This is a genomic window from Microbacterium sp. DT81.1 (assembly GCF_049844955.1).
Classification (GTDB): Bacteria; Actinomycetota; Actinomycetes; order Actinomycetales; family Microbacteriaceae; genus Microbacterium.
Genome location: NZ_JBNCMA010000007.1, coordinates 146,267 through 161,877, shown reverse-complemented (window position 1 = coordinate 161,877; position 15,611 = coordinate 146,267). Strand labels below are relative to the sequence as shown.

Sequence of the window (15,611 nt, the reverse complement as noted above, 5' to 3'; positions counted from 1 at the left end):
TCGTCGGGGGCATGACAGCCGAAACGCCTCGCCCGGGCGAACTCGAACTCGTGGCGGTGCGCGACCTCGCGGCGGACCCCGCCGAGGCGTGGAGATCCTGGACCGACCCGGAGCTGCTGCACCGGTGGTGGGGCCCTACGGGATTCACGTGCCCCACCGCCCGGATGGACGTGCGGGTCGGCGGCACCTCCGTGGTATCGATGGCCGCGCCCGACCTCGGTTTCCCCGAGATGTTCAGTGCGTGGACCTACACGCTCATCGTGGAGCCGCGGCGGCTCGAGTTCGAATTCCGCTTCTCGGATGCCGAAGGCCTGCCACTCGATCCGCAGGCGGCCGGAGCGCCGCCGGGCGTGCCCGCGGTGGTGCACCACGCCATTTCGTTCGACGAGCTCGGCGATGGGCGCACGCGGATGACGGTGCGGGAGAGCGGGTACACGACCCCGGAGCCGATCGAGCTGTCGCGGCAGGGTCTCGAGCAGTCACTGGACAAGCTCGTTCCGCTGTTCGGCGAAGACCCTCGCTGACCGACCGCGCTCACGCGAGCGACAGCACGAAGGACAGCACGAAACCGGCCGCGGTGCTCAGCGCCACGGCCGGACCGCCGTGCTCGAACGCCTCGGGCATCAGGGTGTCGGCGAGCGAGGCGATGACGGCTCCGGCGGCGAAGGCCAGGGGCAGCGAGACCACCGCGGGGTCGCTGCCCACGAGCAGTTCGGCGCCGACGACGACGGCGAGCGTGAGCAGCACCGCGCACGCCGTCCACAGGCCGAGCACCTGAGCGGTCGAGCGGCCCTGCTCCTTCATGGATGCCGCTCCCACGAGGGCCTCAGGGAAGTTGGAGACGAAGATGGCCGCCAGCAGCGCGATGCCCCCGGTGCCTTCGGTCAGCGAGATGCCGAGGGCCAGGTTCTCCGGAACGCCGTCGAGGGTGACAGCCGCCAGCAGCGCGAGCCCGGCGGCTCCCCGTTTCGTCGCCGCGGTCGCAGGGCGATCCTCCGCCGCGGCATCCGTATCGAGCTTGGCGCTGCCCGGGTACTCGTCGGCCGGGCGGGAGGAGCCCGCCTGTGCCCAGCGGTCGAGCAGTGCGCTCAGCACGGTGAAGACGATGGCCCCTGCGAACAGGCCTCCGGCTGCGAGCCAGATGCCGCCGCGCTCGTAGGAGTCCTCGAAGAGCTCGAAGCTCAGCGCCGTGATGAGCGCCCCGGCGGCGAACGACAGCATGATCGCGAGGAGCCGCTTGGGAAGCTCGAAACGCACCCCTATGGCGGCACCGATGATCAGTGCACTCGATGCGATGGCACCGAACGCGAGGGTTCCCCACATGCTGTCCCCTATTCGCCTTCTCGGTATGGCGTGGTCGGATCTTCGGTCCCGCACGAACCCGCTCATGCTGTCACCGGGTTCTACGCACGACAAGGGGGTTGCCGTCCGCCTGCCGGATCCGGTTCGCGAGCGCCCCGACGTCGCCGGGTAGAGTCCCTACCACCGACGCCGTATTGCAGGCGCGGTGGACGCGGGGGCGGATCGGGGTGCATCGGATGGGCGAGTACGAGTCGGCGGATGCCGTGCGCGCGGCGTCGGGCACGCCGTCGTCCAAGCCGGCGACCATCTACGATGTCGCCCGTCTCGCCGGGGTGTCGCATCAGACCGTCAGCCGTCACCTGCGGGGGTTCCCCGGCATCCGGCCGGAAACGCGGGAGCGCGTGGCGCGCGCCCTCCAGGTTCTGGACTACCGGCCCAACATGACGGCACGCACCCTCGCCACCAGCCGCTCCCACCGCGTCGGAGCGCTCACGCAGGAGATCGGTCAGGTGGGCCCCAGCAAGATCGTGGAGGGCGCGAGCGCCGGCGCCCGCGAGGCCGGTTACCTGCTCGACATCGTCACGCTCGATGTGGAGGACCCCGAAGCGGTGCAGGAGGCCCTCGTCCTGATCATGCAGCAGGACATCGCGGGTCTCCTGGCATTCACCTCGACCGACGTGATGACGCGGGCGTTCGACGACGCGTCGATCCGCGTTCCCACCCTCATCGAAGCCGAGGACGACGATGCGATCGGCGGTCACCCCGCCACGCGCAATTTCGTCGGCCTGCGGCTGGTGGTCGACCACCTGGTCTCGCTCGGCCATCGGCGGTTCTTCCACATCGCGGGGCCGCTCGGCTGGGTGTCCGCGCGCAATCGCGAGCTCTCCTACGAGCGGGCCCTCGCCGCGCACGGCATCACATCGCTCGGGACGGCGCACGGTGACTGGTCGGCCGAGTCCGGGTTTCGCGCCGCCGAGCGCCTTCCAGCACATCTCGGAGCCACCGCCCTCGTGGTCGCGAACGACCAGATGGCCCTGGGCGCCATGCTCGCCCTCGAGCGCCGGGGATTGCACGTGCCGGGGGATGTCAGCGTCACGGGGTTCGACGACATCCCCGAGGCGGGCTACTACCGCCCGCCGCTCACCACCGTCCGTCTGGACTTCGACCTGCAGGGACGCGCGGCATTCCGCCGGCTGCTGCGGCTGATCGAGGGGCCGTCGGTGCAGCCCGCGCCGCTCGCGACCGCCGAATTCATCCTGCGCGAGTCCACCGGTCCCGCGCGCGGCTGACCCCGGACCGGCCCGCGGTGCGGCTTGGTGGCGCCGCCCGGCCCGGCGCTTACATCGTTGTTACCGGTAACAAACCGGTAACGAACTCTTGTTACCGGTAACAAACCCCGATAGTTTCCTCGCAACCGTCCTCCGCAGGCGGCCCCGCGAGACAACGGAGTGACGCATCGCATGGCAGCGAACCCGCCGTACAGCCCCAGCCGGATTCTCTTCGGAGCGGCCTACTACGCCGAGTACCACCTCGAGGATCGGACTACCACCGACCTCGACCTGATGAAGGCGGCGAGCTTCTCCGTCATCCGCGTGGGCGAATCGGTGTGGTCCACGTGGGAACCGCGCGACAACGAATTCGACCTCGACTGGCTGCAGCCGGTACTCGACGGGGCGCACGAGCGAGGAATCTCCGTCATCCTCGGCACGCCGACCTATGCGGTGCCGCCGTGGCTGCAGACTGCCTATCCCGAGATCGCGGGCGAGCCGCGGTCGGGAGCCCCGATGCCGTGGGGTGCACGCCAGGAGGTGGACTACTCGCATCCCGCCTTCCTCTTCCACGCCGAGCGGGTGATCCGTGCGGTGGTGTCGCGCTATGCCGACCACCCCGCGGTGATCGGGTACCAGGTCGACAACGAACCGGGGATGCTGCTCTTCCACAATCACGGTTCGTTCCAGCGGTTCGTTCGTCGGCTGAAGGCGACGTACGGCGACGTCGAGACCCTGAACCGCGAGTGGGGCCTCACGTACTGGTCGCATCGGCTGAGCGACTGGTCCGACCTTTGGCGGCCGGACGGAAACACCGTCCCGCAGTACGACCTCGCCTGGCGCCGCTACCAGGCCGAGCTCACGACGGAGTTCATCGCCTGGCAGGCGGGCATCGTGCGCGAGTACGCGCATCCGGGGCAGTTCGTCACCACGTGCATCGCCTACCCGCGGCCGGCGGTCGATGACGAAGCGCTCGTCCGCCGCCTCGATGTGACGGCCGGCAACCCGTACTACGCGATGCAGGACCACCTCGATGCGACCGCGTCGCTCGACTCCGTCACCCCGTGGACGACCTCCGGTGTCGCGGGTCTGCTCCGCCAGGCCGACCGGATGTTCTCGTCGAAGCAGTCACGTTTCCTCGTGACCGAAACCGACGCCTCATCGATCGGCGGGCCCGAGTTCAATCTGCCGCCGTACCCCGGCCAGCTCCGGCAGGCCGCTTACGCCCTGATCTCACGCGGCGCGGCGATGATCGAGTACTGGCACTGGCACAGCCTGCCGTATGGCACCGAGACCTACTGGGGCGGGGTGCTGCCGCACAGCCTCGTTCCCGGACGGGTCTACCAAGAGCTCTCGGTCCTCGGTGCCGAGCTCGCCGCGGTCGGCGAGCGGCTCGACGGGTTCGAACCGGATGCCGATGTCGCCATCCTGTGGTCGACCGACAGCCGATTCGCGCTGGAGTTCAGTCCGCCCTTCCCCGACGCGCACGGGCATCCCGACCCCAGCTCCTACATGCGCATCTTCGACGCCTTCCATCGCGGCGTGCTCGACGCGGGAGCGCAGGCGCGGATCCTGCACACCGGACAGGCGCGCGATCTGGGAGCCGGGGAACTGGCGGCCCGCTTCCCGGTGCTCGTCGCGCCCGCCCTTTACGCAGCAACGGATGCGGACCTCGATCTGCTGCGCGACTACGCCGCCGCCGGTGGGCACCTCGTGATCGGCATCCGCACCGGCTACGCCGACGATGAGGCGCGAGCGCGCGTCGCCGTCGCCCCCGACCGGCTGCACGAAGCGGCCGGCGTGCACTACGAGGAGTTCTCGAATCTGCACTCCGAGGTCCCGGTCGAGGGCTCGGGTGCGGGCGCCGGTGCGGTCACGGGTCTGGGCGCGCTCGAACCGTCCAGCGGCGCGATGGCGACGATGTGGGCCGACGGGCTCATCAGCGACGGCGCCGACGCGCTCGTCTCCTACCGGCATCCGCGGTTCTCGGCCTTCCCCGCCGTCACGACGAACGCGCACGGCGACGGGCGCATCACCGTCGTCGGCTGCCTGCCCTCCCCCGCGCTTTCAGCAGACCTCATGCGCTGGGCCGTTCCCGGCCCGCTCGCCTCCGCACTGGCCGAAGGCGTGGCCTCGCCCGTCACGATCTCGTCCGGGCTGCTGCCCGACGGCCGCCGTGCGTGGTTCGTCTTCAACTGGAGCTGGACCGAGACCACGATCACCCTCGCCCGACCGGTCAGCGATCCGGTCAACGGCACCGCCCACCCGGCGGACACAGATCTCTCCCTCGCCGCATGGTCGACGCTGACCTTGATCGACGGATGAGCAGACCGGGACGCCGCGTCCCGGTTCCACCAAGAGAAGGAATGGACATGAGGAAAGCACCAAGAACAGCGCTGGCGCTGGGCTCGGCCGGCGCCGCCGTAGCGCTGGTCCTCTCGGGATGCACACCCGGGACCACCGGGGACTCGGGAGCGGACGGCCCCATCACCCAGGAGCAGATCGATGAGGCATTGAGCACCCCCACCGAGCTCACCTTCTGGACGTGGGTCCCGGAAATCGAGAAGGAGGTCGCGCTCTTCGAGGAGAAGTATCCCGAGATCGACGTGAAGGTCGAGAACGTCGGCCAGGGTCTCGCTCACTATCAGAAGCTGCGCAGCGCCATCGAGGCCGGCGAGGGCGCCCCGGATGTCGCGCAGATCGAGTACCAGTACATCCCCTCCTTCGTGCTGCCGGAATCGCTCCTCGACCTCGCGCCCTACGGGGCCGACGACCTGGCCGACGACTACGTGGAGTGGGCGTGGAACCAGGTTTCGCCGGACGAGGCCGTCTGGGCGATCCCGCAAGACGTCGGTCCCATGGGAAACCTCTACCGGGAGGACATCCTGACCGCGGCCGGCATCACCGAGCCGCCGGCGACGTACGAGGAGTACGCCACCGCGGCGAAGGCCGTCAAGGACGCGACCGGCTCGTACATCTCCAACCTCGGCGCAACCCAGGCCGGCCAGATGATCGGCTTCTTCTGGCAGGCCGGCATCAAGCCCTTCGCCTACGACGGCCAGGAGACGGTGAAGATCGACGTCAACAACGCCGAGGCCAAAGAGGTCGCAACGTACTGGACGGAGCTCATCCAGGCCGACCTGATCTCCACCGACGTGGACTTCAACGACGCCTGGTACCAGGGCCTCGCCAGCGGGAAGTACGCCGGGTGGCTGACGGCGGCCTGGGCCCCGGTGTTCCTCCAGGGCACGGCCGAGGGCACAGCGGGACTCTGGCGCGCGGCACCGCTGCCGCAGTGGACGGAGGGTGAGCAGGTCTCCGGAAACTGGGGCGGTTCATCCGACGCCGTCCTCGCTTCCAGCAAGAACCCCATCGCCGCGTACGAGCTCGCCAAATTCATCAACAACGACGCCGAGTCGGCCATGATGCTCGCGACCGAGCAGTTCCTGTACCCGCCGCAGGTGTCGGTGCTCGAAGACCCCGCCTTCGTCGACCAGGCGTCGGAGTTCTACGGGGGCCAGGAAGTGAACAAGCTGTTCGCCGAGATCTCGACGACCGTCGACACCGACTTCCAGTGGGTGCCGTTCATGGACTACGTCTACTCCACGTACGAGGAGACGATCGGCACGGTCGTCGCCGACAAGGGCGACATCGCAGCCGCGCTCGATGTCTGGCAGGACCAGCTCGTCAGCTACGCGGAGGACCAGGGATTCACGGTCGAATGAGCCCGCACGGGTGAGCGCATCCGAATGAGCACCATCGGCTGAATCCTCGCGGAGCGCTCGTCGCAGCAGCGGCGAGCGCTCCGCGCCCTACCCGGCCCGACCACCGTGCCGAGCCCGGCATCCATCGATTTCCGCATCATCCATCGATACCCCCGCATCCATCGATTGAAGGAGCCCCCGTGTCGCAGTCACCGATGCTCACCGTCGAGCGTCCCTCCAGACCAGCGAAGCCGAAGCGTCACACGAGTCCCACCAAACGCAAGCAGTACCTGGCCGCCTACCTCTTCCTTCTCCCCTTCTTCGTCGTCTTCCTCACGATGCTCGTCGTGCCGCTCGTGTACTCCGGCTACCTCAGCCTTTTCGAGAGCAAGCTCATCGGCGGCGAGGTCTTCGCGGGTCTTGCGAGCTACGCGCGCGCGCTCAGCGATCCTCAGTTCCTCGCCAGCCTCGGCCGCGTGGGGCTGTTCTTCGTCATCCAGGTGCCGATCATGCTCGGCCTGGCCCTGTTCCTCGCCCTCGCGCTCGACACCGCCCGCGCCCGCGGCTCGAAAGCCATCCGGCTGCTCGTCTTCATGCCGTACGCCGTGCCCGCCGTCGTCGCGACGCTGATGTGGGGCTACCTGTACGGAGCCGACTTCGGACCGATCGCCCAGATCGCCCGCTCCGTCGGACTCGGGACTCCGGACTTCCTCTCGCCCCAGAACATCCTGGGCTCGATGATGAACATCGTCACGTGGGAGTTCGTCGGCTACAACATGATCATCATGTACGCGGCCCTGCGGTCGATCCCGTCGGAGCTGTACGAGGCAGCCGAGATCGACGGTGCCGGCCAGTTCCGTCTGGCGTGGAGCGTCAAGATCCCCGCCATCCGGCCCGCGATCCTGCTCACCGTGATCTTCTCGGTGATCGGCTCGTTCCAGCTCTTCGCAGAGCCGAGCCTGCTCAACGCGATCGCCCCGGACGCGATCTCCAACGCCTTCACCCCGAACTACTACGCCTACAACCTCGCGTTCATCAACCAGGAGCTGAACTACGCGGCCGCGGTCGCCTTCCTGCTGGGGCTCGTCATCGCGATCGTGTCGTACATCGTGCAGCTCGGCGAGCAACGGCGCGAGCGTCGCGAGAGGGGCATGTCATGACCACGACAGAGACGCGCACACTGGTCACCGGCGCGGGCACCGGCCGACGCCGCCCCGCCCGTCGCTACGCCCCCGAGAAGCGCCGCAGCCTGCTGCTGACCGTGCTGCTCTGGCTGCTCGTGCTCTACTTCGTGCTGCCGCTGTGGTGGCTGTTCGTGTCGTCGACCAAGGACAATTCGGCGCTCTTCTCCACCTTCGGCATGTGGTTCGCCCCGGAGTTCTCACTCTGGGAGAACCTGCAGACGCTGTTCACGATCCGCGGCGGGATCTTCATCCGATGGATGCTGAACACCCTGGTGTACTCGGTGGTCTCGGCAGTCGGGGCCACGCTCCTGGCGACGATGGCCGGCTACGCGTTCGCCAAGTACGACTTCCCGGGGAAGAAGGTTCTCTTCAGCGCGACACTCGGCGCGGTGATGATCCCGCTGACCGCCCTGGCGCTGCCGACGTACCTGCTTTTCTCGCAGGCGGGGCTCACGGACACCCCGTGGGCCGTCATCATCCCGTCGCTGGTCAGCCCGTTCGGCGTCTACCTCATGCGGGTCTACGCAGCGGACGCGATCCCCGACACCCTCATCGAGGCCGCGCGCGTCGACGGCGCCGGCGAGTTCCGCATCTTCTGGCAGGTCGGCCTGCGGCTGCTCGGGCCCGGCCTCGTGACCGTTTTCCTGTTCTCGCTCGTCGCGACCTGGAACAACTACTTCCTGCCGCTGATCATGCTGAACACCTCTGAGCTGTACCCGATCACGGTGGGTCTCGCGCAGCTTCAGGCGGCCGCGTCCGCCGGCGGTGGAACGCAGGCCTTGTTCTCCACGGTCATCACGGGGTCGTTCGTCTCGATCCTTCCGCTGATCATCGCGTTCCTCTTCCTTCAGCGCTACTGGCAGTCGGGGCTCGCCGCGGGCAGCGTCAAGGGCTGAGGCACGCGGGCGCGGTGCTTCCGGGGCGCGGCGCTTCGGGAGCGCGGCACTGACGCGGTGCCTCGGGAGGAGATCCCGGCTCCGGAGGACCGACTCCCTGGGATCGATCCTCCCAAACCCAGATCTCCTCCCGAACCGGGTCGCGCGCGGCCGTTCGGGCGCCAGAGGAAGTCGCGGGGCGCGGTGCTTCGGGAGGACATCCCGGCTCCGGAGGACGGTTGCCCGGGGATTCATCCTCCCGAAGCCAGATCTCCTCCCGAACCGGGTCGCGCGCGGCCGTTCGGGCGCCACAGGAAGTGACGGGGCGCGGTCCTTCGGGAGGAGATCCGGGCCCGGAGGACGGATTGCCCGCAGATTCATCCTCCCGAAGCCAGATCTCCTCCCGAACCGGTCGCGCGGGGCCGCATCCGGATCAAGGCCGTACAACTCTCGGCCATCGGACGCCCGGACGCCGAACCAGACCGCCGGGGAACGGACCCCGGCGCCGGACTAAACCGCCGCGGACTCCTGGCGCTTGGGCAGCACCCAACCGGCGCGCGGGAAGTGGCACGTGTATCCGTTGGGGTACTTGATCAGGTAGTCCTGGTGCTCGGGCTCGGCCTGCCAGAACGGGCCCGCCGGCTCGATGGTGGTGACCGCCTTCGCGGGCCAGAGGCCCGAGGCATCCACATCGGCGATCGTGTCGCGCGCGACCTGCTCCTGCTCGGGGCTGAGCGGGAAGATGGCCGAGCGGTAGCTCGATCCGATGTCGTTGCCCTGCCGGTTGAGCGTCGACGGGTCGTGGATCTGGAAGAAGAACGCGAGGATGTCGCGGTACGAGGTCTTCGCGGGGTCGAAGACGATCTCCACCGCCTCCGCGTGGCCGGGGTGATTGCGGTACGTGGCGTGCTCGTTGCGTCCGCCCGTGTAGCCGACCCGCGTGTCGAGCACGCCCGGCTGCCGGCGGATCAGGTCCTCCATGCCCCAGAAACAGCCGCCCGCCAGAACGGCGGTCTCGGTTCCTGGGGTGCGGGTGATGCTTCCGTCGTCGGTCATGATGCGCGCTCCTCGTTGTTCGTGGTGTCTGTGTTCGTGGTGTCCGTGTTCGTGGTGACTGTGCTCGTCGACTGCGGGAACAGCTTTCGGTACTCCCCATAGCCTTGCGCCTCGAGCTCTGCTGCGGGCACGAATCGCAGCGCCGCCGAGTTCATGCAGTAGCGCAGGCCGCCGGCATCCGCGGGTCCATCATCGAACACGTGCCCGAGATGACTGTCGGCGCCCGCCGAGCGCACCTCCGTGCGCTTCATCCATAGCGTACGGTCGACCTTCTCGGTGACCGCATCGGGCGCGAGCGGCCGCGTGAAACTCGGCCACCCCGAGCGGCTGTCGTACTTGTCGGTCGACGAGAACAGCGGCTGACCCGAGACGACGTCGACGTAGAGGCCCGGCTCGTGGTTGTTCCAGTACTCGTTGCGGAAGGCCGGCTCTGTGGCCTCCTCCTGGGTGACCCGGTACTGGTTCGGGGTGAGGCGCGCGAGCGCCTCCGGAGTCTTGCGGTAGTCCTGTGACACGTTTTCTCCCTTGTATGGCGCGGCTGGCTGCAGCGCCACTGAAGAGAACGGATGCCGGGGCACGGCTGTTCCGCGGTGGCTGTGAGCGCGCCGTGAGTTCTTCCGCCCTCGCCGGCCTCAGCTGATCCGCTCTGTGAGGCGCACGATCACGTCGTCGCCATCGCCCTTTCCGATCGCACGCCGGATGGCGGCGGTCACCGGCAGCTTGTGCGTGCCGTCGCCGAGCGCCATGAAAGCTCCGCGGAAGGGCTGGTCGTCGATGGTGCCGGCGACCTTGACGAGCCCCCGCGTGCCGAAGATCTCGGCGGAACCGGGAAGCTGCACGCACGTCCAGGTGTCTCCCTCTCGCACCTTGCCGAGGGTTGCGGTGAAGGTGATGTCGAGCGGACGGGGTGTCTGGGACATGGCTTTCCTTTCTACAGCGACGATCTGTCAGACGAAGAGACCGACGATCGCTCCGATGGCGACGAGCTTGAGGAGCCAGTCCCCCGCGTGCAGCAGCGCCGAACGCACCGGCACCTTCTCCCAGACCACGGATCCGGCGAGCAGCACGAGCGGCAGCACCCACAGCGCGAGCCCGAGCAGTGCACCGGCCGCAGGCCCGCTCCAGTCGGCGGCCAGCAGGAGACCAGTCATCAGACCGGCCACGAGCGCGCTGCGCACGAACTCGACGGCGATCTGCCATGGCCGCGTGCGCTCGTCGGCGGATCCGGCGTCTGCGGATCCGGCTGGGACGGATTGGTCGTTTGGGCCCGCGCGCACGCGCCGCGGCGCCAGCGCGTAGTACGCGGAGCTGAGGATGAAGGCGACGACCGCCGAGATCGCCAATCCGACTGCCCACATGCCGGGCCCCCTCGGTCGTATTAAGTACCGTACTGTATCTTTTACACAGTACGTCGACAAATCAGTACTGTCAAGTACTGAAGGGGGTGCACGATGGGCGGTGAAGCGACCGCACGACGAGGCCGCCCTCGCGGCAGCGACGGCGCGGAGCTGCTTGCCATCGCGCGGGCGGAGTTCCTCCGGCATGGCTATGCCCGCACGACGATGGATGCCGTGGCCGCCGCCGCACGGATCTCCAAGAACTCGCTCTACCGGGAGTTTCCGTCCAAGGGCGTGCTCTACGCCGCGGTGGTCACCGACTGGGTCGATCGCGGTCGCGATGCCATGCGTCCTCACACCGAGGTGCTGGCGGCGGCGCCGGACACCCCAGCCGCCCTCCGGGAATTCGCGCGCGTGCTGCAGGCGGCGATCCTGAGCACCCCCGTGCTCCAGATGCGCACGCTCGTCGCCGCCGAAGCGCCCCTGTTCCCCGAAGTCGCCCGCGATTACGTCGCGAGAAGCTGGGACCGCAACCTGGACACCCTCGCCCACGCCTTTCGCCGCCTCGCGGAGCGCGGGGCGATCGCGACCGATGCGCCGCGTACCGCTGCGGAGCAGTTCACGTGGCTGGCGATCGCGGCTCCCCTCAACCGGCTGACCCTGCAGGCGGGCGCCGAACACGTCCCGCCCGCGGAGCTCGATCGCATCGCCGACGAGGCCGTCGCGACCTTCCTCGCGCGCTTCGGGCCCCGCAGCTAGCATGAGCGGCATGGGTTCGAAAGACCGCTCGGTGCGGAGGGCCACTCCGGCTGATGCCCCGGCCGCCGCCCGGCTCCTGCACGACTTCAACACCGAGTTCGAGGCGGCGACTCCCGGCGTGCAGGTGCTCTCCGACCGCCTGCACACGCTCCTCTCGGGTGCGGTCACCTGGGTGCTGCTCGCAGGCGAACCCCCTGTCGGCATCGCCGTCGTGACGCTGAGGCCGAACGTCTGGTACGAGGGTCCCGTCGCCCTGCTCGACGAGCTGTATGTGGTGCCGGAGCTGCGGAGCCGAGGCATCGGCGGCGCGCTCATCGAGCGACTGCTCGCGGACGCGACGACCGACGGCGTCAGCGCGATCGAGATCAACGTCGACGAGGGCGATGTCGACGCCCAGCGGTTCTACGAGCGCCATGGGTTCAGCAATACGGACCCGGATTCGGACGAGCGCGCCTTCTATTACAGCCGCGAGCTGCTCAGCACATCGGTCTCGGCGATCTTCAGCACGCCGCCCTCTTCGACGAACCGGTAGGCCGTCACCTCCTGCACCACTCGGCCGTCGCGGTAGTAGTAGGTGAGCGTCGCCTGGGCCCGATCGGGCGCGGGCACGGTGACATCGGCGACCTCGACGTCGGCGATCGCGCCCCAGAACGCCTCGTATCCCCCGCGACCTCCCGCGTGATTCTGCTGGTAGTCCGCGGTCATCAGCGGCCACGCGCTGTCGAGATCACCGGGCAGCATCCCGTAGTAGCCGGTCACCGTGCCGATCACCCGTTCCTCGGCCGTCGGCGGGGGCGGTTCCGGCTCCTCTTCCTCCGAGGGCGGGGCGCTGGGGCTGGGCGCCGCCGAAGGGGAGTCGGCCGCTTCGGTCTCCGAGGGAGAGGGAGCGGTCGACGTCTGCCCGCCACCCGGGCTCTGGCTCACGCGGGGAGCAGCCTCCTGGCCGGCATCCGGCAGGAGGACGGGGAAGAGGCTCACGGCGCCTACCACCAGTGCGCCGATCAGCACGAGCGCACCGACGACGACGCCGACGCGCCGACGACGTTTCGGGGCCGGGGCCGAAGGGGCGCTCTTGGGAGGGGGCACGGATGTCGCGAGCGGGCCTGTCGGTGGTCCGGAGGCGGGCGGACCGAGCGGCTCGGTCTCGGCCGTCGGAGGTTCGTAGCGCGTGGGCTGATCCACCGGAATCGTCTTCCCGGTCGTGTCCTGCCCCGCTGGTGCCGGCAGCGTCTGCCCATCTGCGGGCACGGTCGGCCGCGTGATCGACTGCTGTTGCGTGCGGGATGCCGCGGCATCCACGACCGGGATCGTCAGCGGCCCAGGTGAGTCGATCGCCGACGCGGCGGCATCCGCCACCGGGACCGTCGCCGGCGTGGGCGGGCCGATCGCCGGCGCCGCGGCAGGGGCGATCGGGATCGCCGGCGCCGCGGCATCGACCGCCGGGATCGCCGGCGGCGGAGCCGGATCCCCGCCGATGGGCTGCGTCGGGACGTCTTCGATCGGAACAGCCGAGGGGAACGGCGTCTGCCCCGGGAGCCTCGGCTCCTGAAGCTCCTTCAGCGTCGCGGCGATCGACGCCATCGTGGGCCGCCGCTTCGGGTTGGTCGCGAGCATCTCATAGAGCAGGGGGCCGAGCGACCCCGCGTGCTTGGGCGGCGGATAGCCGCCGCGCGCAACCCTGTGCAGGAGCGCGATGGCGTTCTTGTCGGCACCGAAGGGGGGAGAGCCCTCCAGCATCGCGTAGAGGGTCGAACCGAGCGAGAACACATCCGACGCGAAGCTCGAAGGCTGGCCACGGGCGACCTCCGGCGCCAGGTAGGCCGGCGTGCCGTGGATCATGCCGGTCGCGGTGATGGTCGCGTCGCCGAGGGCGTGCGAGATGCCGAAGTCGCTGATCATCGCCGACCCATCCTCGGTGATGAGGATGTTCCCGGGTTTGACGTCCCTGTGCACGATCCGCATCTTGTGCGCCGCCGCCAGCGCCGACCCGATCTCAGCTCCGATTCTTGCCGTCTCCGCGGGAGTGAGCGTCCCGTGCTCGCGAAGCAGGTCCGAAAGCGGTGTCGACTCGATGAGCTGCATCACGATGCAGGGCTGCCCCTCGTGCTCCACGACGTCGAACACCGTCACCGCGTGCGGATGGTGCAACCCGGCGCTGATCCGCGCCTCGCGCATGGCTCGATCCGTCGCGAGCTGACGTTCGCGGTCGGTGAGCTCGGGCTGGGTGCGCAGCATCTTGAGTGCCACCGGTCGATGCAGTCGTTCGTCCCACGCCTGCCAGACGATGCCCATTCCGCCCGCGCCGAGCATCTTCACCAGTCGATACCGATCGGCGATGAGCGTAGTCGGAGTACTCATTGGTCGGCCTCCCCTGCTGACCTGCGGAGAACGCTACGCCCGCCGGGGCTGCGGCTCACGGGCTTGCGCGACGGCGCGGACTGTGGAAGGAGCGCTTCTACGCCGCGATCGCGTCGATCTCAGAGGGAGTCCGCACTCCGCCGACACCGGCGATGGAGCCGAAGCAGAAGCTTCCCTCAATCGGGGAGGGCGCGCTCCTGGCCTGCGGCTCGAGCTTCTGCAAGCAGCAGCTCTCGGGCCCGGTCGTACAGCCGCACGGCCTGCTCGGGGGTGTCGCCGACGGCGGTCATCCCCACTCGGCCGTGCTCTGTGATCGAGCTGATCATGTGAAAGACGATGCCGACCTGCCGGGACTGGTCGAAGTGCAGGCCGTGCCGGGCCACCACGTCGAAGAGGTCGCCGATCGAGATCGCCCGCAGTTCATCGGCCTCGAGATGATCCGTCGCCGCCAGGTGCTTCACGGCCCCCTCGGGGGTCAGGAACAGCCCCGACCGCCCGTCGTACCTGCCATCGGTCAGGAACTGGAGGGTCAGGAACGGATGGGTCGTGCCGCCCTTCCGCAGGTTCAGCTCGATGGCGTATTCGGTCCACTCGCCTGCGGCATCCCGGACGACGACGAAATCGACTGCGAAGCGACCGAGCACCCCCTCGGTGGACAATCGTTCCCCGATCGCCATCGCCGGGCCGCTGATGAGCCGTGAGTACGCCTGGTCGGCGGGGAACGTGCAGCCGAGATACCGCTGGCCGCTGGCGCCGCCCAGCAGTTGATCGTGGGTCGACAGGAGCTCGACGACGCCGTCGGGTCGAATTCGCAGCTGCACACTCGGGCTGACGAGCTCCTCGCCGACGATCCGTTCCTCGACGATGCCGCCATCCGATTCGAGCTTGGCGACATACGCGTCGAACGACAGGTCCGGCGACTCCAGCTGCATCTGCTGAACGCGGTCCCGGATCGCCGCGCGTCGAGCGGGCTGGGGCACGGCGGTGACGCCATCCAGGTCCACCACTGCGTTCCCGGCCCCCGAGACACCGTCGTTCAGCTTCACTATGACCTGCCCCACGGTCGGCCGAGCGGTCAGGATCCCATCGATCGCATCGGCCACATCGTCGACAGTGTGCAGGTCCTCCACACCGAGTGGGAATCGGACTCCGACCTCACCGAACAGCCGTCGGCACCCGGTCTTGGTGCCCAGGTCGGCGAGTCGGGGATCGGCGCCGTACATCGGGATGCCGAGGGACAAGGCGATGTCCCGTTCGCGTGCGGTCGTGTTGTAGTAGATCAGGTGGCTGCACGCCCTGTCGGGTATCAGCCTCGCGATCTTCGACAGCATCCGGGGCCGCTCGAGCAGCTTCTCGCTCAGCGGCCGATCCGAGGAGTCGCCCACCGAGAGCGTGGTCAACCGGGCGAGTGCGTGGCTCGGAATGACGCCCGGCAGCAGGGCGAGGTAGTACTCGATGACCCTCGGATCGATCGGCATCGAGGTGACATAGATCATGCGCAACCGCGGCTGGCGCAGCAGGAGCAGGAGGAAGAGGGACCGTTCCTCCATGGCCTGCATCATGCTGCCGGTCCCCGGGGCCGAGCGATTCAGGCTCACGGATGGGATGACCACCACGGACTCATCATCGCGGTCCCGCTTCATCGAGTCCCATACGGCGCTCATCCGGTCCTGCAACCGCTGGAACCTGAGGTTGCGGGCTCCCTCGTCGAGGTCCGAAAGCGTGACCACCGCGCTGGGTGACTCCGTCGTCTCGAGTGCGGTCATGT

The 15,611-nt window shown here is 68.7% G+C and carries 15 protein-coding genes; 8 read left to right on the top strand and 7 right to left on the bottom strand.

The window, feature by feature from the left end; genetic code table 11:
- The first annotated feature begins 11 nt into the window (after positions 1-11).
- Complete coding sequence (locus tag ACLQ2Q_RS18490; protein WP_425822605.1) at positions 12-524, top strand: SRPBCC family protein; 513 nt, start codon at positions 12-14, stop codon at positions 522-524.
- Positions 525-534: 10 nt separating this feature from the next.
- Here the strand turns inward: ACLQ2Q_RS18490 and ACLQ2Q_RS18485 are convergent, their stop codons facing one another.
- Complete coding sequence (locus tag ACLQ2Q_RS18485; RefSeq protein ID WP_425822603.1) at positions 535-1,323, bottom strand: ZIP family metal transporter; 789 nt, start codon at positions 1,321-1,323, stop codon at positions 535-537.
- Between the two features lie 215 nt (positions 1,324-1,538).
- On the opposite strand from ACLQ2Q_RS18485, the gene ACLQ2Q_RS18480 reads away from it, so the two are divergent.
- The 5 genes from ACLQ2Q_RS18480 (at position 1,539) to ACLQ2Q_RS18460 (ending at position 8,354) form a co-directional block, all read left to right on the top strand.
- A complete protein-coding gene (locus ACLQ2Q_RS18480; RefSeq protein WP_425822601.1) occupies positions 1,539-2,591 on the top strand; it encodes a LacI family DNA-binding transcriptional regulator in 1,053 nt (350 codons plus the stop codon).
- Positions 2,592-2,762: 171 nt separating this feature from the next.
- On the top strand, positions 2,763-4,895 hold the full coding sequence (locus ACLQ2Q_RS18475) for a beta-galactosidase (protein WP_425822599.1): 2,133 nt from the start codon (positions 2,763-2,765) through the stop codon (positions 4,893-4,895).
- 47 nt (positions 4,896-4,942) lie between these two features.
- The gene (locus ACLQ2Q_RS18470; RefSeq protein WP_425822597.1) at positions 4,943-6,295 is read left to right on the top strand and encodes an ABC transporter substrate-binding protein; all 1,353 of its coding nucleotides are present in this window, start codon (positions 4,943-4,945) and stop codon (positions 6,293-6,295) included.
- 194 nt (positions 6,296-6,489) lie between these two features.
- Positions 6,490-7,434 (top strand): carbohydrate ABC transporter permease, encoded by a 945-nt coding sequence (locus ACLQ2Q_RS18465; protein WP_425822886.1) that lies wholly within the window; start codon positions 6,490-6,492, stop codon positions 7,432-7,434.
- Positions 7,431-8,354, top strand: a complete 924-nt coding sequence (locus ACLQ2Q_RS18460; protein WP_425822595.1) for a carbohydrate ABC transporter permease — start codon at positions 7,431-7,433, stop codon at positions 8,352-8,354. Before ACLQ2Q_RS18465 ends, ACLQ2Q_RS18460 begins: the two co-directional genes overlap by 4 nt.
- Before the next feature lie 489 nt (positions 8,355-8,843).
- On the opposite strand, the gene msrA is transcribed toward ACLQ2Q_RS18460, so the two are convergent.
- From msrA to ACLQ2Q_RS18440, 4 genes are all read right to left on the bottom strand, one after another.
- Positions 8,844-9,389, bottom strand: a complete 546-nt coding sequence (gene msrA, locus ACLQ2Q_RS18455; RefSeq protein ID WP_425822593.1) for a peptide-methionine (S)-S-oxide reductase MsrA — start codon at positions 9,387-9,389, stop codon at positions 8,844-8,846.
- Positions 9,386-9,904 carry a peptide-methionine (R)-S-oxide reductase MsrB gene (msrB, locus tag ACLQ2Q_RS18450; protein ID WP_425822591.1) on the bottom strand — a complete coding sequence of 173 codons (519 nt, stop codon included), beginning with the start codon at positions 9,902-9,904 and terminating at the stop codon, positions 9,386-9,388. Before msrB ends, msrA begins: the two co-directional genes overlap by 4 nt.
- A gap of 117 nt (positions 9,905-10,021) precedes the next feature.
- Positions 10,022-10,309, bottom strand: a complete 288-nt coding sequence (locus ACLQ2Q_RS18445; protein ID WP_425822589.1) for a DUF1905 domain-containing protein — start codon at positions 10,307-10,309, stop codon at positions 10,022-10,024.
- A gap of 27 nt (positions 10,310-10,336) precedes the next feature.
- On the bottom strand, positions 10,337-10,747 hold the full coding sequence (locus ACLQ2Q_RS18440; RefSeq protein WP_425822587.1) for a DUF1761 domain-containing protein: 411 nt from the start codon (positions 10,745-10,747) through the stop codon (positions 10,337-10,339).
- Positions 10,748-10,840: 93 nt separating this feature from the next.
- Here ACLQ2Q_RS18440 and ACLQ2Q_RS18435 point away from each other — a divergent pair, with 93 nt between their 5' ends.
- On the top strand, positions 10,841-11,485 hold the full coding sequence (locus tag ACLQ2Q_RS18435) for a TetR/AcrR family transcriptional regulator (RefSeq protein ID WP_425822585.1): 645 nt from the start codon (positions 10,841-10,843) through the stop codon (positions 11,483-11,485).
- A 10-nt stretch (positions 11,486-11,495) separates the two neighbouring features.
- Complete coding sequence (locus tag ACLQ2Q_RS18430) at positions 11,496-12,017, top strand: GNAT family N-acetyltransferase (RefSeq protein ID WP_425822583.1); 522 nt, start codon at positions 11,496-11,498, stop codon at positions 12,015-12,017.
- On the opposite strand, the gene ACLQ2Q_RS18425 is transcribed toward ACLQ2Q_RS18430, so the two are convergent.
- Positions 11,945-13,843, bottom strand: a complete 1,899-nt coding sequence (locus tag ACLQ2Q_RS18425; RefSeq protein WP_425822581.1) for a serine/threonine-protein kinase — start codon at positions 13,841-13,843, stop codon at positions 11,945-11,947. The genes ACLQ2Q_RS18430 and ACLQ2Q_RS18425 overlap by 73 nt on opposite strands.
- A gap of 176 nt (positions 13,844-14,019) precedes the next feature.
- Entirely contained in the window at positions 14,020-15,609 is a 1,590-nt protein-coding gene (locus ACLQ2Q_RS18420; RefSeq protein WP_425822579.1) for a peptide ligase PGM1-related protein, read from the bottom strand.
- Positions 15,610-15,611: the final 2 nt, after the last annotated feature.

Bases quoted from the DNA above. Each gene is read 5' to 3' on its own strand.
- ACLQ2Q_RS18435 (WP_425822585.1), top strand. From the start codon at position 10,841: ATGGGCGGTGAAGCGACCGCACGACGAGGCCGCCCTCGCGGCAGCGAC.
- ACLQ2Q_RS18420 (WP_425822579.1), bottom strand. From the start codon at position 15,609: ATGACCGCACTCGAGACGACGGAGTCACCCAGCGCGGTGGTCACGCTT.
- ACLQ2Q_RS18430 (WP_425822583.1), top strand. From the start codon at position 11,496: ATGGGTTCGAAAGACCGCTCGGTGCGGAGGGCCACTCCGGCTGATGCC.
- ACLQ2Q_RS18475 (WP_425822599.1), top strand. From the start codon at position 2,763: ATGGCAGCGAACCCGCCGTACAGCCCCAGCCGGATTCTCTTCGGAGCG.
- ACLQ2Q_RS18440 (WP_425822587.1), bottom strand. From the start codon at position 10,747: ATGTGGGCAGTCGGATTGGCGATCTCGGCGGTCGTCGCCTTCATCCTC.
- ACLQ2Q_RS18460 (WP_425822595.1), top strand. From the start codon at position 7,431: ATGACCACGACAGAGACGCGCACACTGGTCACCGGCGCGGGCACCGGC.
- ACLQ2Q_RS18465 (WP_425822886.1), top strand. From the start codon at position 6,490: ATGCTCACCGTCGAGCGTCCCTCCAGACCAGCGAAGCCGAAGCGTCAC.
- ACLQ2Q_RS18425 (WP_425822581.1), bottom strand. From the start codon at position 13,843: ATGAGTACTCCGACTACGCTCATCGCCGATCGGTATCGACTGGTGAAG.
- ACLQ2Q_RS18480 (WP_425822601.1), top strand. From the start codon at position 1,539: ATGGGCGAGTACGAGTCGGCGGATGCCGTGCGCGCGGCGTCGGGCACG.
- ACLQ2Q_RS18485 (WP_425822603.1), bottom strand. From the start codon at position 1,323: ATGTGGGGAACCCTCGCGTTCGGTGCCATCGCATCGAGTGCACTGATC.
- ACLQ2Q_RS18470 (WP_425822597.1), top strand. From the start codon at position 4,943: ATGAGGAAAGCACCAAGAACAGCGCTGGCGCTGGGCTCGGCCGGCGCC.
- ACLQ2Q_RS18445 (WP_425822589.1), bottom strand. From the start codon at position 10,309: ATGTCCCAGACACCCCGTCCGCTCGACATCACCTTCACCGCAACCCTC.
- ACLQ2Q_RS18490 (WP_425822605.1), top strand. From the start codon at position 12: ATGACAGCCGAAACGCCTCGCCCGGGCGAACTCGAACTCGTGGCGGTG.
- msrA (WP_425822593.1), bottom strand. From the start codon at position 9,389: ATGACCGACGACGGAAGCATCACCCGCACCCCAGGAACCGAGACCGCC.